At 63.0% G+C, this 14,572-nt stretch carries 14 protein-coding genes; 8 read left to right on the top strand and 6 right to left on the bottom strand.

Features of this window, described 5'->3' with window-relative positions; genetic code table 11:
* The 7 genes from hisF to tatC all read left to right on the top strand — a co-directional run bounded on the left by hisF (position 1) and on the right by tatC (position 3,485).
* Complete coding sequence (hisF, locus tag AC1RTP_RS07600; protein WP_498606042.1) at positions 1-762, top strand: imidazole glycerol phosphate synthase subunit HisF; 762 nt, start codon at positions 1-3, stop codon at positions 760-762.
* A 17-nt stretch (positions 763-779) separates the two neighbouring features.
* Positions 780-1,205: a phosphoribosyl-AMP cyclohydrolase gene (gene hisI, locus AC1RTP_RS07595; RefSeq protein ID WP_498606040.1), complete on the top strand. Its 426-nt coding sequence runs from the start codon at positions 780-782 to the stop codon at positions 1,203-1,205.
* The gene (locus AC1RTP_RS07590) at positions 1,202-1,531 is read left to right on the top strand and encodes a phosphoribosyl-ATP diphosphatase (protein WP_498606038.1); all 330 of its coding nucleotides are present in this window, start codon (positions 1,202-1,204) and stop codon (positions 1,529-1,531) included. The genes hisI and AC1RTP_RS07590 overlap by 4 nt, the downstream gene beginning before the upstream one ends.
* Before the next feature lie 2 nt (positions 1,532-1,533).
* Positions 1,534-1,908 carry a histidine triad nucleotide-binding protein gene (locus AC1RTP_RS07585; protein WP_498606037.1) on the top strand — a complete coding sequence of 125 codons (375 nt, stop codon included), beginning with the start codon at positions 1,534-1,536 and terminating at the stop codon, positions 1,906-1,908.
* Between the two features lie 74 nt (positions 1,909-1,982).
* Complete coding sequence (gene tatA / locus AC1RTP_RS07580; RefSeq protein ID WP_498606035.1) at positions 1,983-2,219, top strand: Sec-independent protein translocase subunit TatA; 237 nt, start codon at positions 1,983-1,985, stop codon at positions 2,217-2,219.
* Positions 2,220-2,225: 6 nt separating this feature from the next.
* The gene (gene tatB, locus AC1RTP_RS07575; RefSeq protein WP_498606032.1) at positions 2,226-2,726 is read left to right on the top strand and encodes a Sec-independent protein translocase protein TatB; all 501 of its coding nucleotides are present in this window, start codon (positions 2,226-2,228) and stop codon (positions 2,724-2,726) included.
* Positions 2,727-3,485 (top strand): twin-arginine translocase subunit TatC, encoded by a 759-nt coding sequence (gene tatC, locus AC1RTP_RS07570; RefSeq protein WP_498606031.1) that lies wholly within the window; start codon positions 2,727-2,729, stop codon positions 3,483-3,485.
* Here tatC and AC1RTP_RS07565 read toward each other — a convergent pair.
* From AC1RTP_RS07565 to AC1RTP_RS07540, 6 genes are all read right to left on the bottom strand, one after another.
* Positions 3,482-3,772, bottom strand: coding sequence for a hypothetical protein (locus AC1RTP_RS07565; protein WP_498606029.1), 291 nt, complete (start codon positions 3,770-3,772; stop codon positions 3,482-3,484). The two genes, tatC and AC1RTP_RS07565, sit on opposite strands and share 4 nt — an antisense overlap.
* 71 nt (positions 3,773-3,843) lie before the next feature.
* Positions 3,844-5,769, bottom strand: a complete 1,926-nt coding sequence (locus AC1RTP_RS07560) for a DUF885 domain-containing protein (RefSeq protein WP_498606026.1) — start codon at positions 5,767-5,769, stop codon at positions 3,844-3,846.
* A gap of 35 nt (positions 5,770-5,804) precedes the next feature.
* Positions 5,805-6,230 carry a hypothetical protein gene (locus tag AC1RTP_RS07555; RefSeq protein WP_498606024.1) on the bottom strand — a complete coding sequence of 142 codons (426 nt, stop codon included), beginning with the start codon at positions 6,228-6,230 and terminating at the stop codon, positions 5,805-5,807.
* A complete protein-coding gene (locus AC1RTP_RS07550; protein ID WP_498606022.1) occupies positions 6,227-7,147 on the bottom strand; it encodes a DUF2785 domain-containing protein in 921 nt (306 codons plus the stop codon). Before AC1RTP_RS07550 ends, AC1RTP_RS07555 begins: the two co-directional genes overlap by 4 nt.
* A gap of 12 nt (positions 7,148-7,159) precedes the next feature.
* Positions 7,160-11,326 carry a DEAD/DEAH box helicase gene (locus tag AC1RTP_RS07545; RefSeq protein WP_498606019.1) on the bottom strand — a complete coding sequence of 1,389 codons (4,167 nt, stop codon included), beginning with the start codon at positions 11,324-11,326 and terminating at the stop codon, positions 7,160-7,162.
* Entirely contained in the window at positions 11,323-13,221 is a 1,899-nt protein-coding gene (locus AC1RTP_RS07540) for a dipeptidyl-peptidase 5 (RefSeq protein ID WP_498606017.1), read from the bottom strand. Before AC1RTP_RS07540 ends, AC1RTP_RS07545 begins: the two co-directional genes overlap by 4 nt.
* 74 nt (positions 13,222-13,295) lie before the next feature.
* On the opposite strand from AC1RTP_RS07540, the gene hemE reads away from it, so the two are divergent.
* Entirely contained in the window at positions 13,296-14,372 is a 1,077-nt protein-coding gene (gene hemE, locus AC1RTP_RS07535; protein WP_498606015.1) for a uroporphyrinogen decarboxylase, read from the top strand.
* Positions 14,373-14,572 lie beyond the last annotated feature (200 nt).

Genomic DNA, 14,572 nt, shown 5'->3' with positions numbered 1-14,572 from the left:
ATGCTGGCTAAACGCATCATCCCCTGCCTCGACGTGACCGATGGCCGCGTCGTGAAAGGGGTCAACTTCACCGAGCTGCGCGACGCGGGCGACCCGGTGGAAATCGCACGCCGTTACGACGACCAGGGTGCCGACGAACTGACCTTCCTCGACATCACTGCATCGAGCGACAACCGCGACCTGATCCTGCACATCATCGAAGCCGTGGCCTCGCAAGTCTTCATCCCCCTGACGGTGGGTGGCGGCGTGCGCCAGGTGTCCGATGTCCGCCGCCTGCTGAACGCGGGCGCCGACAAGGTGAGCATGAACACCTCTGCCGTGACCAACCCGCAACTGGTGTACGAAGCTTCGCAGAAGCACGGCAGCCAGTGCATCGTGGTGGCGATCGACGCCAAAAACGTCGCCCCCGGCAAGTGGGAGGTCTTCACCCACGGCGGCCGCAACGCGACCGGCCTGGATGCGGTGGAATGGGCGCGCAAGATGGCTGAACTGGGCGCCGGCGAACTGCTGCTGACCAGCATGGACCGCGACGGCACCAAGTCCGGCTTCGACCTGGGCCTGACCCGCGCTGTGAGCGATGCGGTCAACATCCCGGTGATCGCTTCCGGCGGCGTGGGCGGCCTGCAAGACCTGGCCGACGGCGTCAAGCTGGGTCACGCCGATGCAGTGCTGGCAGCGAGCATCTTCCACTACGGCCAGCACACCGTGCAGGAAGCCAAGCAATTCATGGCGGCGCAGGGTATTCCCATGCGTCTTTCTTAAACTTCGGGGATCACACAATGGCTACCGCAATTGCAGCTAACGTCGCCAAAGCCAAATGGCTGAACAGGGTAAAGTGGGACGAACATGGCCTGGTGCCTGTCATCGCACAGGAAGCCGGCAGCAACGATGTGTTGATGTTCGCGTGGATGAACCGTGATGCGCTCTACAAAACCGTGGAGCTGGGCGAGGCCGTCTACTGGAGCCGTTCGCGCAAGAAGCTGTGGCACAAGGGCGAAGAGTCCGGCCACGTGCAGAAGGTGCTGGAGATCCGCCTTGATTGCGACGAAGACGTGGTGCTGCTGAAGATCGAACAAGAAGGTTCGATCGCCTGCCACACCGGCCGCCACTCCTGCTTCTTCAACAAGTTCGAGAATGGCGACTGGCAGAACACCGAGCCGGTGCTGAAAGACCCGGCCGAGATTTACGCGGAAGAGAAGAAATGAGCAATGTACTGGATCGCGTAGCGGCCACCATCGAATCGCGCAAGGGAGGCGACCCGTCGTCCTCCTACGTGGCCAAGCTGTTTTCCAAAGGCGACGACGCGATCCTGAAAAAGATCGGCGAAGAAGCCACCGAGACCGTCATGGCGGCGAAAGACGCCCGCGCCAGCGGCGATGCGTCGAAAGTGCTGTACGAATGCGCCGACCTGTGGTTCCATTCGCTGGTGCTGCTGGCGCAGTTCAACCTGACGCCGCAGCAAGTACTCGATGAGCTGGCCCGCCGTGAAGGCCTGTCTGGCCTGGAAGAAAAAGCATCTCGTAAGGATTAAACGTGGAAAATTGCCTGTTCTGCAAGATTGCAGCAAAACAGATCCCATCGGCCGTGGTGCACGAAGACGATGACTTGATGGTGTTTAAGGACATCAATCCGGCCGCCCCGGTACACTTGCTCATCATCCCGAAACTGCACCTGTCGACCTTGTCGGACTGCAAACCGGAGCACGCACCCCTGCTGGGCAAGATGCTGGCGCTGGTGCCGCAACTGGCTGAGCAGCACGATATCGCCGTTGCCTACGAGGCGGATGGCACGCCGACCCGCGGCTACAAGACCCTGATCAACAGCGGTCCTGACGGCGGCCAGGAGGTGTACCACCTGCATATGCACCTGTACGGCGGCCCGCGTCCATGGCGCGGCATGCGGACTTAAGGCTTTGATAAGCACATGACGGTAGCCGCTTCGCGTATACTGTCCAAACTAACGATTAATTTAGGGGTTTTGTAATGGGTTCAATGAGCATTTGGCACTGGCTGATCGTCCTGGTAGTCGTCATGCTGGTATTCGGCACCAAGAAACTGGGCAATATCGGCTCCGACCTGGGCAAAGCCGTCAAGGGCTTCAAGGATGGCGTGAAGGGCTCGGACGAGGAAGAGAAGCCGGCGCAGCCAGCGACTCCGCCAGCCCAGGTGGCCGACAAGAGCACCATCGACGTGGAAGCCAAGGAAAAGACCAAGCATTAATCAGCAATGATTGATCTCGGTCTCACCAAAATCGCCGTCATCGGGGTTGTGGCCCTGGTCGTCATCGGCCCTGAAAAGCTGCCCAAGGTGGCGCGCATGGCCGGGACGCTGTACGGCCGCGCCCAACGCTACCTGAACGACGTCAAATCCGAAGTCTCCCGTGAAATGGAGCTGGACGAGCTGAAAAACCTGCGCAAGCAGGCCGAAGATGCTGCCAGCACTTTCAAGGACGAGATGGATAATTCCATCGGCAAGGATATCCGCGAAGTGGAAGCGGCGCTGCACGGCCAGGACACGTCTCACACGCCGGCCCTCGACCTGTACACCCCGAGCAACGAAGACATGGCGCGTAAGGCCAAGGACTTCCGCCGCAAGCGCGTGGTGCGCAGCTCCGCCGTGCCGCTGTGGTACAAGCAGCAGGCTGGCGTCCGCACTCACGTCATCTCCGGAGCGGCGCGCATGAAACGCCATCGTCCCGGCAGCCGCAAGAACGCATCGTTTTTCTAAATGAGTCAACAAGAACCCGCCGAAGAGACCTTCATCAGCCACCTGATCGAGCTGCGCGACCGCCTGGTCAAGGCCAGCATCGGCATCGCGGTGGTGACGGCCTTGCTCGGCTTTGGCATCGGCCCTTCCAAGATCTATGACCTGATCGCCGCACCGATGATCGCCGCCATGCCGGTGGGCTCGAAGATGATTGCCACCAGCGTGATCTCTCCCTTCCTGGTGCCGATGAAGGTGATGCTGCTGTTCGGCTTCATCCTGTCGCTGCCGTGGGTGCTGTACCAGATGTGGGCCTTCGTCGCGCCCGGCCTGTACGCGCATGAAAAGCGACTGGTCGCGCCGCTGGTGATTGCCTCATCCTCGCTGTTCATGGCGGGTGTGGCGTTCTGCTATTTCCTGGTGTTCGGCAAGGTGTTCGCCTTCATCAACCAGGTCTCGCCGTCGTCGATTGCGGTGATGCCGGATATCGAAAACTATCTCGACTTCGTCATGTCGATGTGCCTGGCCTTCGGCTGCGCCTTTGAAGTGCCGGTAGTGGTGGTGGTGCTGGTGCGTATGGGCCTGGTGTCCGTCGCCAAGCTGAAGGAGTGGCGCGGTTATGTGATCGTGGCAGCTTTCGTGATCTCCGCCATCGTGACCCCGCCGGATGTGGTCAGCCAGTTCTCGCTGGCCATTCCAATGTGGCTGCTGTTCGAGGTCGGCGTGATCCTGTCGCCGATGTTCGTCAAGGCCACCACCGCACCGGAAGAAAAAGCGGATTAAAGGAACAGCTTCGTCATGGTGATGGACTGCATGACGATCACGACGCCCAGCAGCCAGTAGATCGGCCTTAATTTGGCCATGACCCATTCCTTCATCTCGGCTTCATGCCGCGTAATCATGGCTTGAACTTCTGCGCGCGCGATGACAAGGTCGGCGTCGGTCGCCACGGGCTGGCTCAGTGCAAACTGTAGCCCATCGGCAAGTGCTTCGGCATGCGCGTGTGATATCCCCGCATCAACAAGCCGCTTCATGTATTGAGTTGTATCAAACTGGATCGGCATAGTCATCACCACTCCCCCATTCATGGTAGCAGAATTGCCCCGCGGCGCGCGCGGGGCATGGGAGCAGCCTAAACCGATTACTGCATGAGCTCCTTGATGACGCGCACAGGCGCGCTGCCGTAGCTCAGGAAGTCTTCGTGGAAGTCCTTCAGCGAGAACTTGGCGCCGAGGGCGGCGCGGCGCTGCTCGCGCAGTTCCATGATTTCGGAGAAGCCGGAGAAGTAGCTGGTGAGCTGCACGGACGTCAGCTGCACGCGGCGCCATTTCTCTTTCGCTTCGGCCGGGGTCTGGAAGGCCTGGCGCGTCAGCAGGTCAATCGCTTCCTGCTCGCTCATGCCCAGCACGTGCACGCTGTAATCGAGGATGGTGTTGGTCACGCTGCGCAGGTTCCACTTCGAATACATCAGCCACATCTCGGGCGCGTTGTTGCCATAGCCCGATTCCAGCATCATGCGTTCGCTGTAAACCGCCCAGCCCTCCACCATGGCGCCATTGCCGAAGATCGACTTCACGATCGACGGCGACTTGTTGGCGTACACCAGCTGCGCATAGTGGCCAGGGATCGCTTCGTGCATGTTCAGGATCTGCAGGATCCAATGGTTGTATTCGCGCAGCGTGGATTCGGCCTGTTCCGGCGTAGCGTCGTCCAGCGGCGTCACGTTGTAGTAGGTGCGATCCTGCGGGCGGTATGGGCCTGGCGCTTCGATGCTGGCGCCGGCCACGCCGCGCTGATAGGCAGGGGTTTCACGCACGACGAGCGGCTTGTTCGGGTCCAGCGTGAGCAGGTCGTTCTTGACCACCCAGTCCTGCAGCACTGGAATCTGGCGGCGGATCTCGGGGAAGAATTCCTCACGCGGCACATGGTTGACCGACAGCTTGTCGATCATCATGCCGATCTTGGTGAAACGGTCGGACGGCTTGGCCTGGTCGGCCAGGTATTTCGGCCACAGGTCGTCGGCAATGCTGTCCATATTGCTTAACAGCTGCTCGCGGGTCGCCAGCGCTTTCTGGTACGTCTGTTCGGCATTGCTGCCGGCCTGGATGTCGTAGCCAAACTTGGCTTCGTACAGCTCCTTGCCGATGCGGAAGGAGCGCGCGGTGCCGATAGCCTGTGCCTTCTGCCATTCGCCGAGCCAGACGCCGTATGCATCCACGGCCGCCTTGGCCGCCAGGATGCGCTGGCCGAACAGGGCCTTTTCATTGGCGTTCAGGATCGATTCCTGCGCCTGCTTGTCCAGGTCCGTCAGCACGGACAGCACGCCAGGAATCTGGTCGATGGCCAGCTTCACGTGTTCACGCGTCGGGTTCTTGATGCTGCTGCGCGCTGCGTCGTAATAAGCCGGGATGCCGTGGATGCGGCGCAGCAGGGTGCGCAGGCGCTGCGGCTTGGCGGCGTATTCGGTGTTCAGCACGAAATCGATCGGGCTGGCGATGTTGTACATGGCCGGGTTCCACTCCCACTCGCGGAAGGTGGTCAGGTACCAGCGGTCGGAATTGAGCTTGTTCTGCAGCAGGCCAAGGTCGGTGCGCTGTTTCGGCGATAGCTGTTTGGCATCGATCTTGCCGAATTTTTCCAGCCATTCGTCGATGAAGGCGAGCTGCTGGTCGCGGCTTGCCTGGTCGGGGATGGTCAGTTGCGCGGCGGTGTCGTATTTGCCCACCGTGATGGCGGTTTCCGGATCGATGCGCCACAGCGCGCCGAGGAAGGTATTGGCCTGGGCGTCGAAGGATTTGTCCTGGCGCCGCTCCGCCGGCAGCGGCTTGCTGGCCGCAACGGCGGTCGCTTTCGAGGCTTTGCCTTTGCCGGCTTTGGCGCTGTTTTTGCCATTCGAGGACTTGCCCGTTTTGGACGATGCAGCGGTCTTGCCCTTGCTGCTGGATTTCTTGCTGACGGCGGCGGTCTTGGACGCCGCGCTGGCTTTCTTGGTCTTCACCGCGGCGTCGACTGGCGAAATCGCCAGGCTTAACATCATCGCGGCGAGGGCGATCTTGGTCTTCATCATATTCAACCTTCTTGCTAGTGCAGCGTGCGAGATTATCACAAGCCGAGTGCGGCCCGCGCCCGGTCGGGCTCAAGGCCGGCGGCTGCCGCAGCCGCATCGGGCGGCAGCCATTGTGGAAAAGGGATCTCCTCGTTGACATGCTTGCCGGTGGCGGTGTGCACCTGATGCACGCGCGCCAGCGCTTTGGCAGGCAGTTCGCCTGCCAGCGCCGCCAGCGCAGGCCACAGGCGGCGGTGCACCAGGGTTACTTTGCCAGTCATCAGGCGGCATACCAGGATGTCATTATCCTCCTGCACCGCGCTGAGTACAGCGAAGATATGTTTGCCGTCTTTGTGGCCCCACCAGCTGCCCTTGATCGGCTCGCCGGCGATGGCTTCCGTCAGCGTGGGGACTTTGCCGCGCGCGGACGCCAGCACGACGCCGTGCTGCTCGACGAAGGCCAGTGCCTGCTGCGCGTTCATTCGCCTGCCTGCTTCATTGCGTGCAGCAGGAGCGGTTTGATGCAGTTGCGCTGCGCCTCATCCTTGCTTTCATTGATGCTGACGTACAGCGGCTGCAGGAAGCCTTTCAGGTTATGGATGCGGGCCAGCGCGGCCTGGCGCGTGCCAAGCGCCGCTCCGGCTTCCGGTCCAGCCAGGCTCGCGAACCAGCGGTCCCAGTCGCTGCATTCCATTGTCTTCGCGCGGGAGAGGTAGAAGACTGGCGCCATCAGGCGTTCGCCTTCGCCGTAGTGGTAGAAATGCTCGCCGGCCGGGGCGACCTGACTGGCAATGGCCGCCAGCATTCGTTCGTGTTCAGCGCGGCCCAGGGCCGGGTTGAGCGATAGCTGCAGCATGACGTCCGCAGCGTGGGCGACGCCGTGGCGCCAGCCTTGCTTTTCATCGAAACCGCGGTAATCGCGAACGCCTTGGAGATAGTCGGCCGCTGCGCCGACGAGCTGTGTGCGCTGTTCAGGCGTCAGGTAGGGCTTGATGCGGTCCACACGTGCCACGTCGGCAAGTACCAGAGCGGCAAAGGGGCGCGCGAAGCCTTGCGGGTCTGGTGCAGTCAGTTGCGCGCTAAGGCGGATGCGTAGCATGTGCACGATTCCGGTGTTCAGCTTATCGCCACGCATCCAGGCTTGCAGGGCTTCGAAGGCCCGTTCGTCGCGTTCGACGGGATCGGGTGAGGAGAGGCAGGCCACCGCTTGGAGCGCCAGTGCCTGTCTCCGCGCGTCATCGGTGACCAGCCACTTCGCAGCCCTGGCGTCGCGCAGCGCTGCGGCCGGGCAGGCGCCGGACATTGCTTCAACCTGCGCCAAGCACGGACTTGCCAGCACGGCCAGCAACGCCGTGACCGCAGCGGCGCGGGCACGACGGACGAATATTAGTGGTCGCATTGCGTCTCCTTGTCAGAAGCGGCGTAAGCCTTCGTTCAACATCGCCAGCATGTCCTCCGCCGTCATGCGCGCGGCGGTGTCGCTGCCATCAAGCAGGCTGTCGGCCAGTTCCCGTTTGTGGGCATGCAGCTCCACGATACCTTCTTCGATCGTGTTGCGCGCTACAAGGCGGTAAATCGTTACCGGCCGCAGCTGCCCCATGCGGTGCGCGCGGTCTGAGGCCTGGTCTTCCACCGCGGGGTTCCACCACGGGTCCATGTGGATCACGTAATCGGCTGCGGTCAGGTTGATGCCGAGACCGCCCGCCTTCAGGCTGATAAGGAAGACATCTCCTTCGCCGGCCTGGAAGGCATCCACCGAAGCCTTGCGCGCCGCCATTGGCGTGCTGCCGTCAAGGTATTGGTATTGGATGTTATTGCGGTCCAGGTGGGCGCGGATCAGCGCCAGGTGGTCGACGAACTGGCTGAATACCAGAACCTTATGCCGGTTTTCCAGCAAGCCTTCCAGCAGTTGCGCGAACGCCGCCAGCTTGCTTGAATCCAGCCGCAGCGAAGGCGCCACCAGGTTCGGATTACAGCAGGCGCGGCGCAGCTTCATGATCTCCGCCAGGATCTGCATCGACTTTTTGTCCGCCGGGCCTTCGATGGACGCCAGGTTTTCCAGCGCCTCGCGGCGCAGCGATTCGTACAGCGCGGTTTCTTCCGCCGACAGGTCGACTTCCAGAACGATCTCAGTGCGTGCTGGCAGCTCGGTCAGCACCTGCGCCTTGGTCCGGCGCAGAATGAAGGGCCCGATCAGTCGGCGCAAGCGATTGCGCGCGCCCACTTCCGCGCGGTGGTCCTGCTGTCGCTCGATCGGCCCCGCAAAGCGCAGGTTGAACTGCTCATGGCTGCCCAGCAGGCCCGGATTGATGAAGCGGAACAGGTTCCACAACTCGCCCAAGTGGTTTTCCAGCGGCGTGCCAGTCGCCACCATCTTGAAGCCGCCCTTCAGCGCCATCACGGCCTGCGAGCGCTTGGTCGCGGCATTCTTGATGTTCTGCGCCTCGTCCAGCACGATGGTGTTCCAATGCGGCTTGGTGAAGCGGTCGGATTCCAGCTGCAGCAAGCCGTAGCTGGTGATCACCAGGTCGAACGGCCCGGCGTTGCTGACGATGTCGTCGCGGTCGCCGGTGGCGTACATCTTCACGTTCAGGGTTGGCGCAAAGCGTGCCGCCTCGCTGGCCCAGTTCAGGCAGACCGAGGTCGGCGCCACCACCAGGGTCGGGCCTTGCGGAGCGCGCAGCAGGATCAGGGCCAGCGCCTGCAGGGTCTTTCCCAGGCCCATGTCGTCGGCCAGGCAGGCGCCCACGCCCCAATGCGCCAGGCGCGCCAGCCATTCGAAGCCCGCCAGCTGGTAATCGCGCAAATCGGCCTGCAGGGTGCTGGGCAGCTGCGGCGCGTATATGTTGCTGGCTTCGATGCGTTGCAGGTGCTGGCGCCACATGGCATCCGCTTCCAGCATGCCGACATCGTTCGCCAATTCTTCCAGCACGAAGCCGGCCAGGCGATGCACCTTCATGCCGGCGTCGTCGTCCTCGCCATAGCTGGCCAGTTCGGACAGGCGGCGGTGCAGCTCTTCCGACAGGGCGAGGAACTCCTTGTCGCCCAGCGCGATAAAGCGGCTCTTGCTGGCGCGGATCATGTCCAGCAGCGAGCGCAGGTCCAGCACGCGGTCTTCGTCGACCACCAGCTGGCCGCTGGCGGCGAACCAGTCCTTCTTGCTTTTGATGTTCAGGCGCAGCTGCTTGGTGTAGGCCGGTTTGGTGACGCGGAAGGCTTCCCCCTCCGGCCAGGCCAGCACGATCTTGTCTTCTTCCATCGCCTGCAGTTCGGCCAGCAATTGCAGGCATAGCGCCGGTTCACCAAGCAGCCACTCGCCATGTTCTTCGGTCGCCTGTTGCAGCACTTCGCACTTGAGCACCAGCTGGCGCTCTGCATCGCGTTCGTTGGCCAGGCTGCGGCGCGCCTGCACCGAACGGCCGTTGACGTCGGCGATCACGCTTTCCGCACCGGCGCTCGGTGCGTAGTAAGGCCCGGCATCGCGCAGTGGACGCACCTGGACCTGCATCTTCAAGCCTTGCTGGTAAGGCAGCAGGTGGATATGCAGGCGCGGATCGGCGTCGCATTGCTCCGCATTCGCCGCGCCGCCGCCGATGTCCGATTGCACGGTTACCATAGAGGACACGGCGCCGATGGCCTTCAGTACCTGGTCCTTGGCGTGCTCCGGCACGGCCAGTCCGTCGCCCACGATGGCTGCAATGCGGCGGTGTTCATCCTGCACGCTGAGCACACGCAAGCGGTTCGGCGTTTCGCGCACCACGATCACATTCGCATTCAGGTTTTCGATGGCAGGCTGCAGCGACAGCTGCAGCTCCCCTTTGTGCGTGCGGATCAACAGCTCCGGAGCGCCGGCCAGCAGCTCAACGCGCGTATCCGGCGCATCCATCCAGAACACCAGCGGGTGCCCGACCAGGGCGAGTACGGCCTGCTCGGCGTCGATGTCGTAGCGCAGGCCCGAGGAATAGGCCTGGCGCGAAGGCATGATGGCGCTGCAGATGCGCAAATCCTGCGGCGTCAGGAATTCCATTTGCGCCGCATCGTCGCGCAGGCGCTTGAGCGCCACCGGGCGGCCTTTGCCCCAAGCCCCGCGAGCGTCGCGCTTTTGCTCGCGCGGTTCGATTTCGGCGATGCCTTGCCGCGAGCCGTAGCTGATGACCCAGGCCAGGCGCATTTCTCCGCCGCTGCTCTCGCTACCGCCCTGTTGCAGGTTGATCAGCGCAGCCAATTGCCGCTCCCACGCTTCCTGCCGTTCGAACCAGGGCGCCATATCGCTAAAGCCAAGCTGCTCGCGCCACGCCGCAGCGCGCTTGGCCGAGGCCTCGTCGCCCAAGTGGCCAAGCAAACTCGCCGCGCCGCCCGCCAGCAGCAGGAAGCCCGCCGCCTCGGCGGCTTGCGACAGGTCCTGCAATTCTGCGCGGCGCTGCTTCAGGTGCGGCAGCGCGAGCCAGTAGTAAAGCATGCACTGGAACATTTGCGCCTGCAGCGGCGATTCCCAGGCGCGCTGCGTCACCAGGTCGGCCTGCATGGTGCCGGCGCGGATCTGGCGCAGCATGCTCAGTTGCTGGTAGACCGCGCTGTCGGGGTTGTGCTGGGCGTGCACGGCGAGATCGAGGTAGCTCTCGGCCGCCTTCAGGTGCTTGGCATCTCCGCTGCGCAGCAGTGCCAGCACGTAAAGGTGGCCCGCGATGCCCTGGAACAGGTGCTTGCGCTTGCCCGACTCGCGGCGGATCGCCTTCAGCGCCGCTTCAAAGCCGTTGATCGCCGGCGACACTTCGCCGCGCAGCACCAGGATGGCGCTGGCAAAGCATTGCGCCAGTGCACCATCCATCCCTTCCAGGAAGGCCGTGGCATCGGCCAGCTTGCCGCACAGGATGGCGTGTTCCGCCATTGCCAGACGCAAGGCCGGACTGATTTCGTGCTGTGCTTCCAGGCGGCGCTGCAGGTGCCTTTCAGCGTAGCCACGAACTTGCGGCGCCAGCGCCGGTTCGCGTTGGGTATGTTGGACCAGCAGCATCAGCACATCGTCCTGCATGGCCGGATGCACCAGCAGCAGCATGCCTGCCTCGAAAGGACGCGAGAAGATGTCCACAATGGGATTGAGCTGCGCGGCTTCGTAGCACACCGAGCAGGCGGCCAGCAGCGGCATCACGTCCTGCGGCGGCCGGCCGCGCAGCAGCGCCATGCGCAAGCGCGCCACGCCGTGGCGGTAGCTGCGCGGTTCGTACATGCCGTTCCAGTTCTGGCGCATCGGGTTCAGCGTCTCGTAGGCCTTGCAGATATCGTCAAGCAGGTGGGCGCCGATGGCGGCGCGGATCGCCGGCCAGCGCAGGCGCGCATTGCAGACGTAGCCGCGCCCGATCACGAGAGAGGTAAAGGCCAGCCGCTCCAGTTTTTGCAGCGGATCATCCAGCGTCAGCGTTTTGAACGGCTGGCCGTTGGCGTCATGTACTCCGGCAGTGACCATGTGGTCGAGGATGGCGGTGCGGCCCATCGGGTCGCCCACGAGCGACAGCAGGGCGAGGATGGCTTTCTCGGGTATTTCGAGCGCATCGAATTCCGCCAGCAGCGTATCGCTCATCCTGCCAGGCCGAACATGCGTTGGTAAAAGGCCAGCTCCGCCTGCAGCGTGCGTACGATGGTGTCCGCCTTGCGGAAGCCGTGGCCTTCGCCTTCCAGCTCCACATATTCAACCGGGATGCCGCGCTTGCGCAGCGCGTCCACCATGGCTTGCGATTGCTGCGGCGGCACCACCTTGTCGTCCATGCCCTGGAAGAAGATCATGGGGCGCGACAGGCGGTCCGTGTGGTTGATCGGCGAGCGTTCGGCGTACACGGCTTGCGCCTGTGCCTTCGGCGCGATCAGGTATTCGTTGTAGTGCGATTCGAATTTGTGCGAATCGTCGTCCAGGCCTTTCAGGTCCGACACGCCGTAGTAGCTGGCGCCAAGCTTGAATACATCGTGGAAGGTCAGCGCGCACAGCGTAGTCAGGCCGCCGGCGCTGCTGCCGCGGATGATCAGGCGTTCGCCGTCAGCCAGGCCTTGCGCGACGAGGTGGCGCGCGCCGGCGATGCAGTCTTCCACGTCGACCACGCCCCACTGGCCTTTCAGCGCATCGCGGAAGGCGCGGCCAAAGCCGGTGCTGCCGCCGTAGTTCACGTCCAGCACGCCGAAACCGCGGCTGGTCCAGTATTGCGTCTTCAGGTTCATGGTGCTGGCTGCCATGCCGGTCGGGCCGCCGTGGCTGATCACAATCACGGGCGGCTTTTCTCCTGCGGGTGCCTGGACATCACGGTTGGCTGGCGGGTAGAAGAAGGCATAGCTGGTGCGGCCGTTGGCGCTTGGGTAGCCGATGCTCTCGGGGACGGACAGGTAGCCCAGGTCGGGCAGTTCTTCAATCGAATGCTCCAACACTGTGCGCTCGCCGCTGGACAGCTCGATGCGGGCGATTTCGCTTGCGATGGTCGGGCTGCCGGCCAAGACGACCGCGTAGCCGTCGCCTACGCGCAGTTCGCGGATTTCCTGGTAGGGCGTCGCAATCGGCTCCAGCACGGTGCTGCCCGCGCGCAGGCGAGCCAGCTTGCTGACGCCCTGCTCTATATAGCTGCAGACGATTTCGCCGTTGGCGCCGAAGCCATACAGTGAATTGCCGAAGGTCCAGTGCGGGGTTGCGAATTCCGCCGCCATTGGACACAGCGCTTCGACTGCGCCGCCATCGCGCTGGCAATACAGGTTCCACCACCCGCTGCGGTCCGAAACAAAGTGCAGCACGCCGGCAGGCGACCACTCCGGCTGGCAGATCGATTCCTGCGGTCCGCCTGCCAAGCGCGTCGGCGTGCCAAGGCGGCCATCCGCCGCAATGTCGGCGACCCACAGTTCGGTGCCCTGCCAGGGCATGCGCGGATGATCCCACGACAGCCACGCCAGGCGGCCGCCGTCCGGCGACAGGCGCGGCGAAGAGTAGAAGTCATTGCCCATCACGAGCACGCGCTCGCCGCCATCGAAGTTGACAGCACAGATGGTGTTCACCGGCTGCGCATGCGAGCCGTCGTCCTCCGGATGCTGCTCGCGCACTGCGATCAGCCTCGAACGGGAATGGTCGAATACAAAGTCCGCAAAGCGCTGGCGGCCCGGCGAGGTGAAGGCCTCGGCAGCGCCGTCGGCGCCAAGGCGATACAGGCGGTTGTCCGCGTGATGGGAAAACACCACCTGGCCATCGGCCACGGCGTAGGCGCCGCCGCCATATTCGTGGACGCGGCTGCGCACGTTGAAGGGCATCGGCGTCACTTCCACAGCGGTGGCGCCGCGGCGGCGCATCATGGTGGTGCGCCCCGCCTCCGACGCGCGGCCGGCCAGCCAATAGATATCCCTACCGTCCAGGACGACTGAAGACAGGGGCGTGGCGCCCGCTGCCACCATCTCGGCGCTGATCGGCGAAGGCCAGGCGCCAGATAGCGCGGTGGATATGGATGTCATGGGCGCTCCAAATGCGTAAAAACAGGGCGGGGATGCGATAATACCCCCTTTCTATCTGCTTTAGATTGTCTTTCATGCCACAATTTGCCCCGCTGAAGAACGACACCTTCCTGCGTGCGCTGCTGCGCCAGCCGACCGAGTACACCCCGGTGTGGCTGATGCGCCAGGCAGGCCGCTACCTGCCTGAATATCGCGCCACGCGCCAGCAGGCGGGCTCCTTCATGGGCCTGGCGACCAATCCCGACCTGGCAACCGAAGTCACCCTGCAGCCGATCGACCGTTATTCGCTGGACGCGGCCATCCTGTTCTCCGACATCCTGACGGTGCCGGATGCAATGGGCCTGGGCCTGTACTTCGTGGAAGGCGAGGGTCCGAAATTCGAGCGTCCGCTGAAGACCGAGGAAGACGTCAAGGCGCTGCAGTTGCCGCCAGCCGGCTCGCTGGACTATGTATTCAAGGCCGTGACCCAGATCCGCACCGAGCTGAATGGCCGCGTGCCGCTGATCGGCTTCTCCGGCAGCCCGTGGACGCTGGCCTGCTATATGGTGGAAGGCCAGGGCTCGCGCGAGTTCCACACCATTAAGAAGATGATGTACGCGCGCCCGGACCTGATGCACCACATCCTGGACGTGAACGCCCGCGCGGTGGCCGAATACCTGAACGCCCAGATCGACGCCGGCGCGCAAGCGGTGATGATCTTCGATTCCTGGGGCGGTGCGCTGGCCGACGGCGCCTACCAGCAGTTCTCCCTGAAATACATGCAACAGGTCGTGAGCCTGCTGAAGCGTGAAAAAGACGGCGTGAAGATCCCGGCCATCGTATTCACCAAGGGCGGCGGCCACTGGGCCGAAGAGATCGCCGCTATCGGCGCCGACGCCATGGGCCTGGACTGGACCGCCAACATCGGCAAGATCCGCGAGCTGGTAGGCCATAAAATGGCCCTGCAGGGCAATATCGACCCGGCCATCCTGTTCGCCAACCCGGAGCAGATCGCTGCCGAGGTGCGTCGCGTGCTGGATTCCTACGGCCCGCACAATACCGGCCACGTATTCAACCTTGGCCACGGCATTTCCCAGTTCACCCCGCCGGAGTCGGTGTCGGTGCTGGTGGATACCGTGCACAGCCACAGCCGCAAGCTGCGCGGCGGCTGATTTCCGAATATTCCAGCAAAAGGGCGCTGCGGCGCCCTTTTTTATTTCTTGCAGAAGCGACTTATACACAAAAATTTTTACTGCGGAAATAAGAGGCAGCTCTCCGGGCTCCCCTCACGCAACATCTGTAAGTGACTGATTTTTAAAGGCTTAATTTTTACTGTATTTGTCAATATTTTGGCTTTTGTAAACCTTATCCC

Source organism: Pseudoduganella sp. GW821-FHT11H04 (genome assembly GCF_058807935.1).
This window is presented reverse-complemented; position numbering and strand designations above follow the sequence as displayed.

Excerpts from the sequence above, each read along its gene's own strand:
- hisF (WP_498606042.1), top strand. The coding sequence starts at position 1 with ATGCTGGCTAAACGCATCATCCCCTGCCTCGACGTGACCGATGGCCGC.
- hisI (WP_498606040.1), top strand. The coding sequence starts at position 780 with ATGGCTACCGCAATTGCAGCTAACGTCGCCAAAGCCAAATGGCTGAAC.
- AC1RTP_RS07590 (WP_498606038.1), top strand. The coding sequence starts at position 1,202 with ATGAGCAATGTACTGGATCGCGTAGCGGCCACCATCGAATCGCGCAAG.
- tatA (WP_498606035.1), top strand. The coding sequence starts at position 1,983 with ATGGGTTCAATGAGCATTTGGCACTGGCTGATCGTCCTGGTAGTCGTC.
- tatB (WP_498606032.1), top strand. The coding sequence starts at position 2,226 with ATGATTGATCTCGGTCTCACCAAAATCGCCGTCATCGGGGTTGTGGCC.
- tatC (WP_498606031.1), top strand. The coding sequence starts at position 2,727 with ATGAGTCAACAAGAACCCGCCGAAGAGACCTTCATCAGCCACCTGATC.
- AC1RTP_RS07565 (WP_498606029.1), bottom strand. The coding sequence starts at position 3,772 with ATGACTATGCCGATCCAGTTTGATACAACTCAATACATGAAGCGGCTT.
- AC1RTP_RS07560 (WP_498606026.1), bottom strand. The coding sequence starts at position 5,769 with ATGATGAAGACCAAGATCGCCCTCGCCGCGATGATGTTAAGCCTGGCG.
- AC1RTP_RS07555 (WP_498606024.1), bottom strand. The coding sequence starts at position 6,230 with ATGAACGCGCAGCAGGCACTGGCCTTCGTCGAGCAGCACGGCGTCGTG.
- AC1RTP_RS07550 (WP_498606022.1), bottom strand. The coding sequence starts at position 7,147 with ATGCGACCACTAATATTCGTCCGTCGTGCCCGCGCCGCTGCGGTCACG.
- AC1RTP_RS07545 (WP_498606019.1), bottom strand. The coding sequence starts at position 11,326 with ATGAGCGATACGCTGCTGGCGGAATTCGATGCGCTCGAAATACCCGAG.
- AC1RTP_RS07540 (WP_498606017.1), bottom strand. The coding sequence starts at position 13,221 with ATGACATCCATATCCACCGCGCTATCTGGCGCCTGGCCTTCGCCGATC.
- hemE (WP_498606015.1), top strand. The coding sequence starts at position 13,296 with ATGCCACAATTTGCCCCGCTGAAGAACGACACCTTCCTGCGTGCGCTG.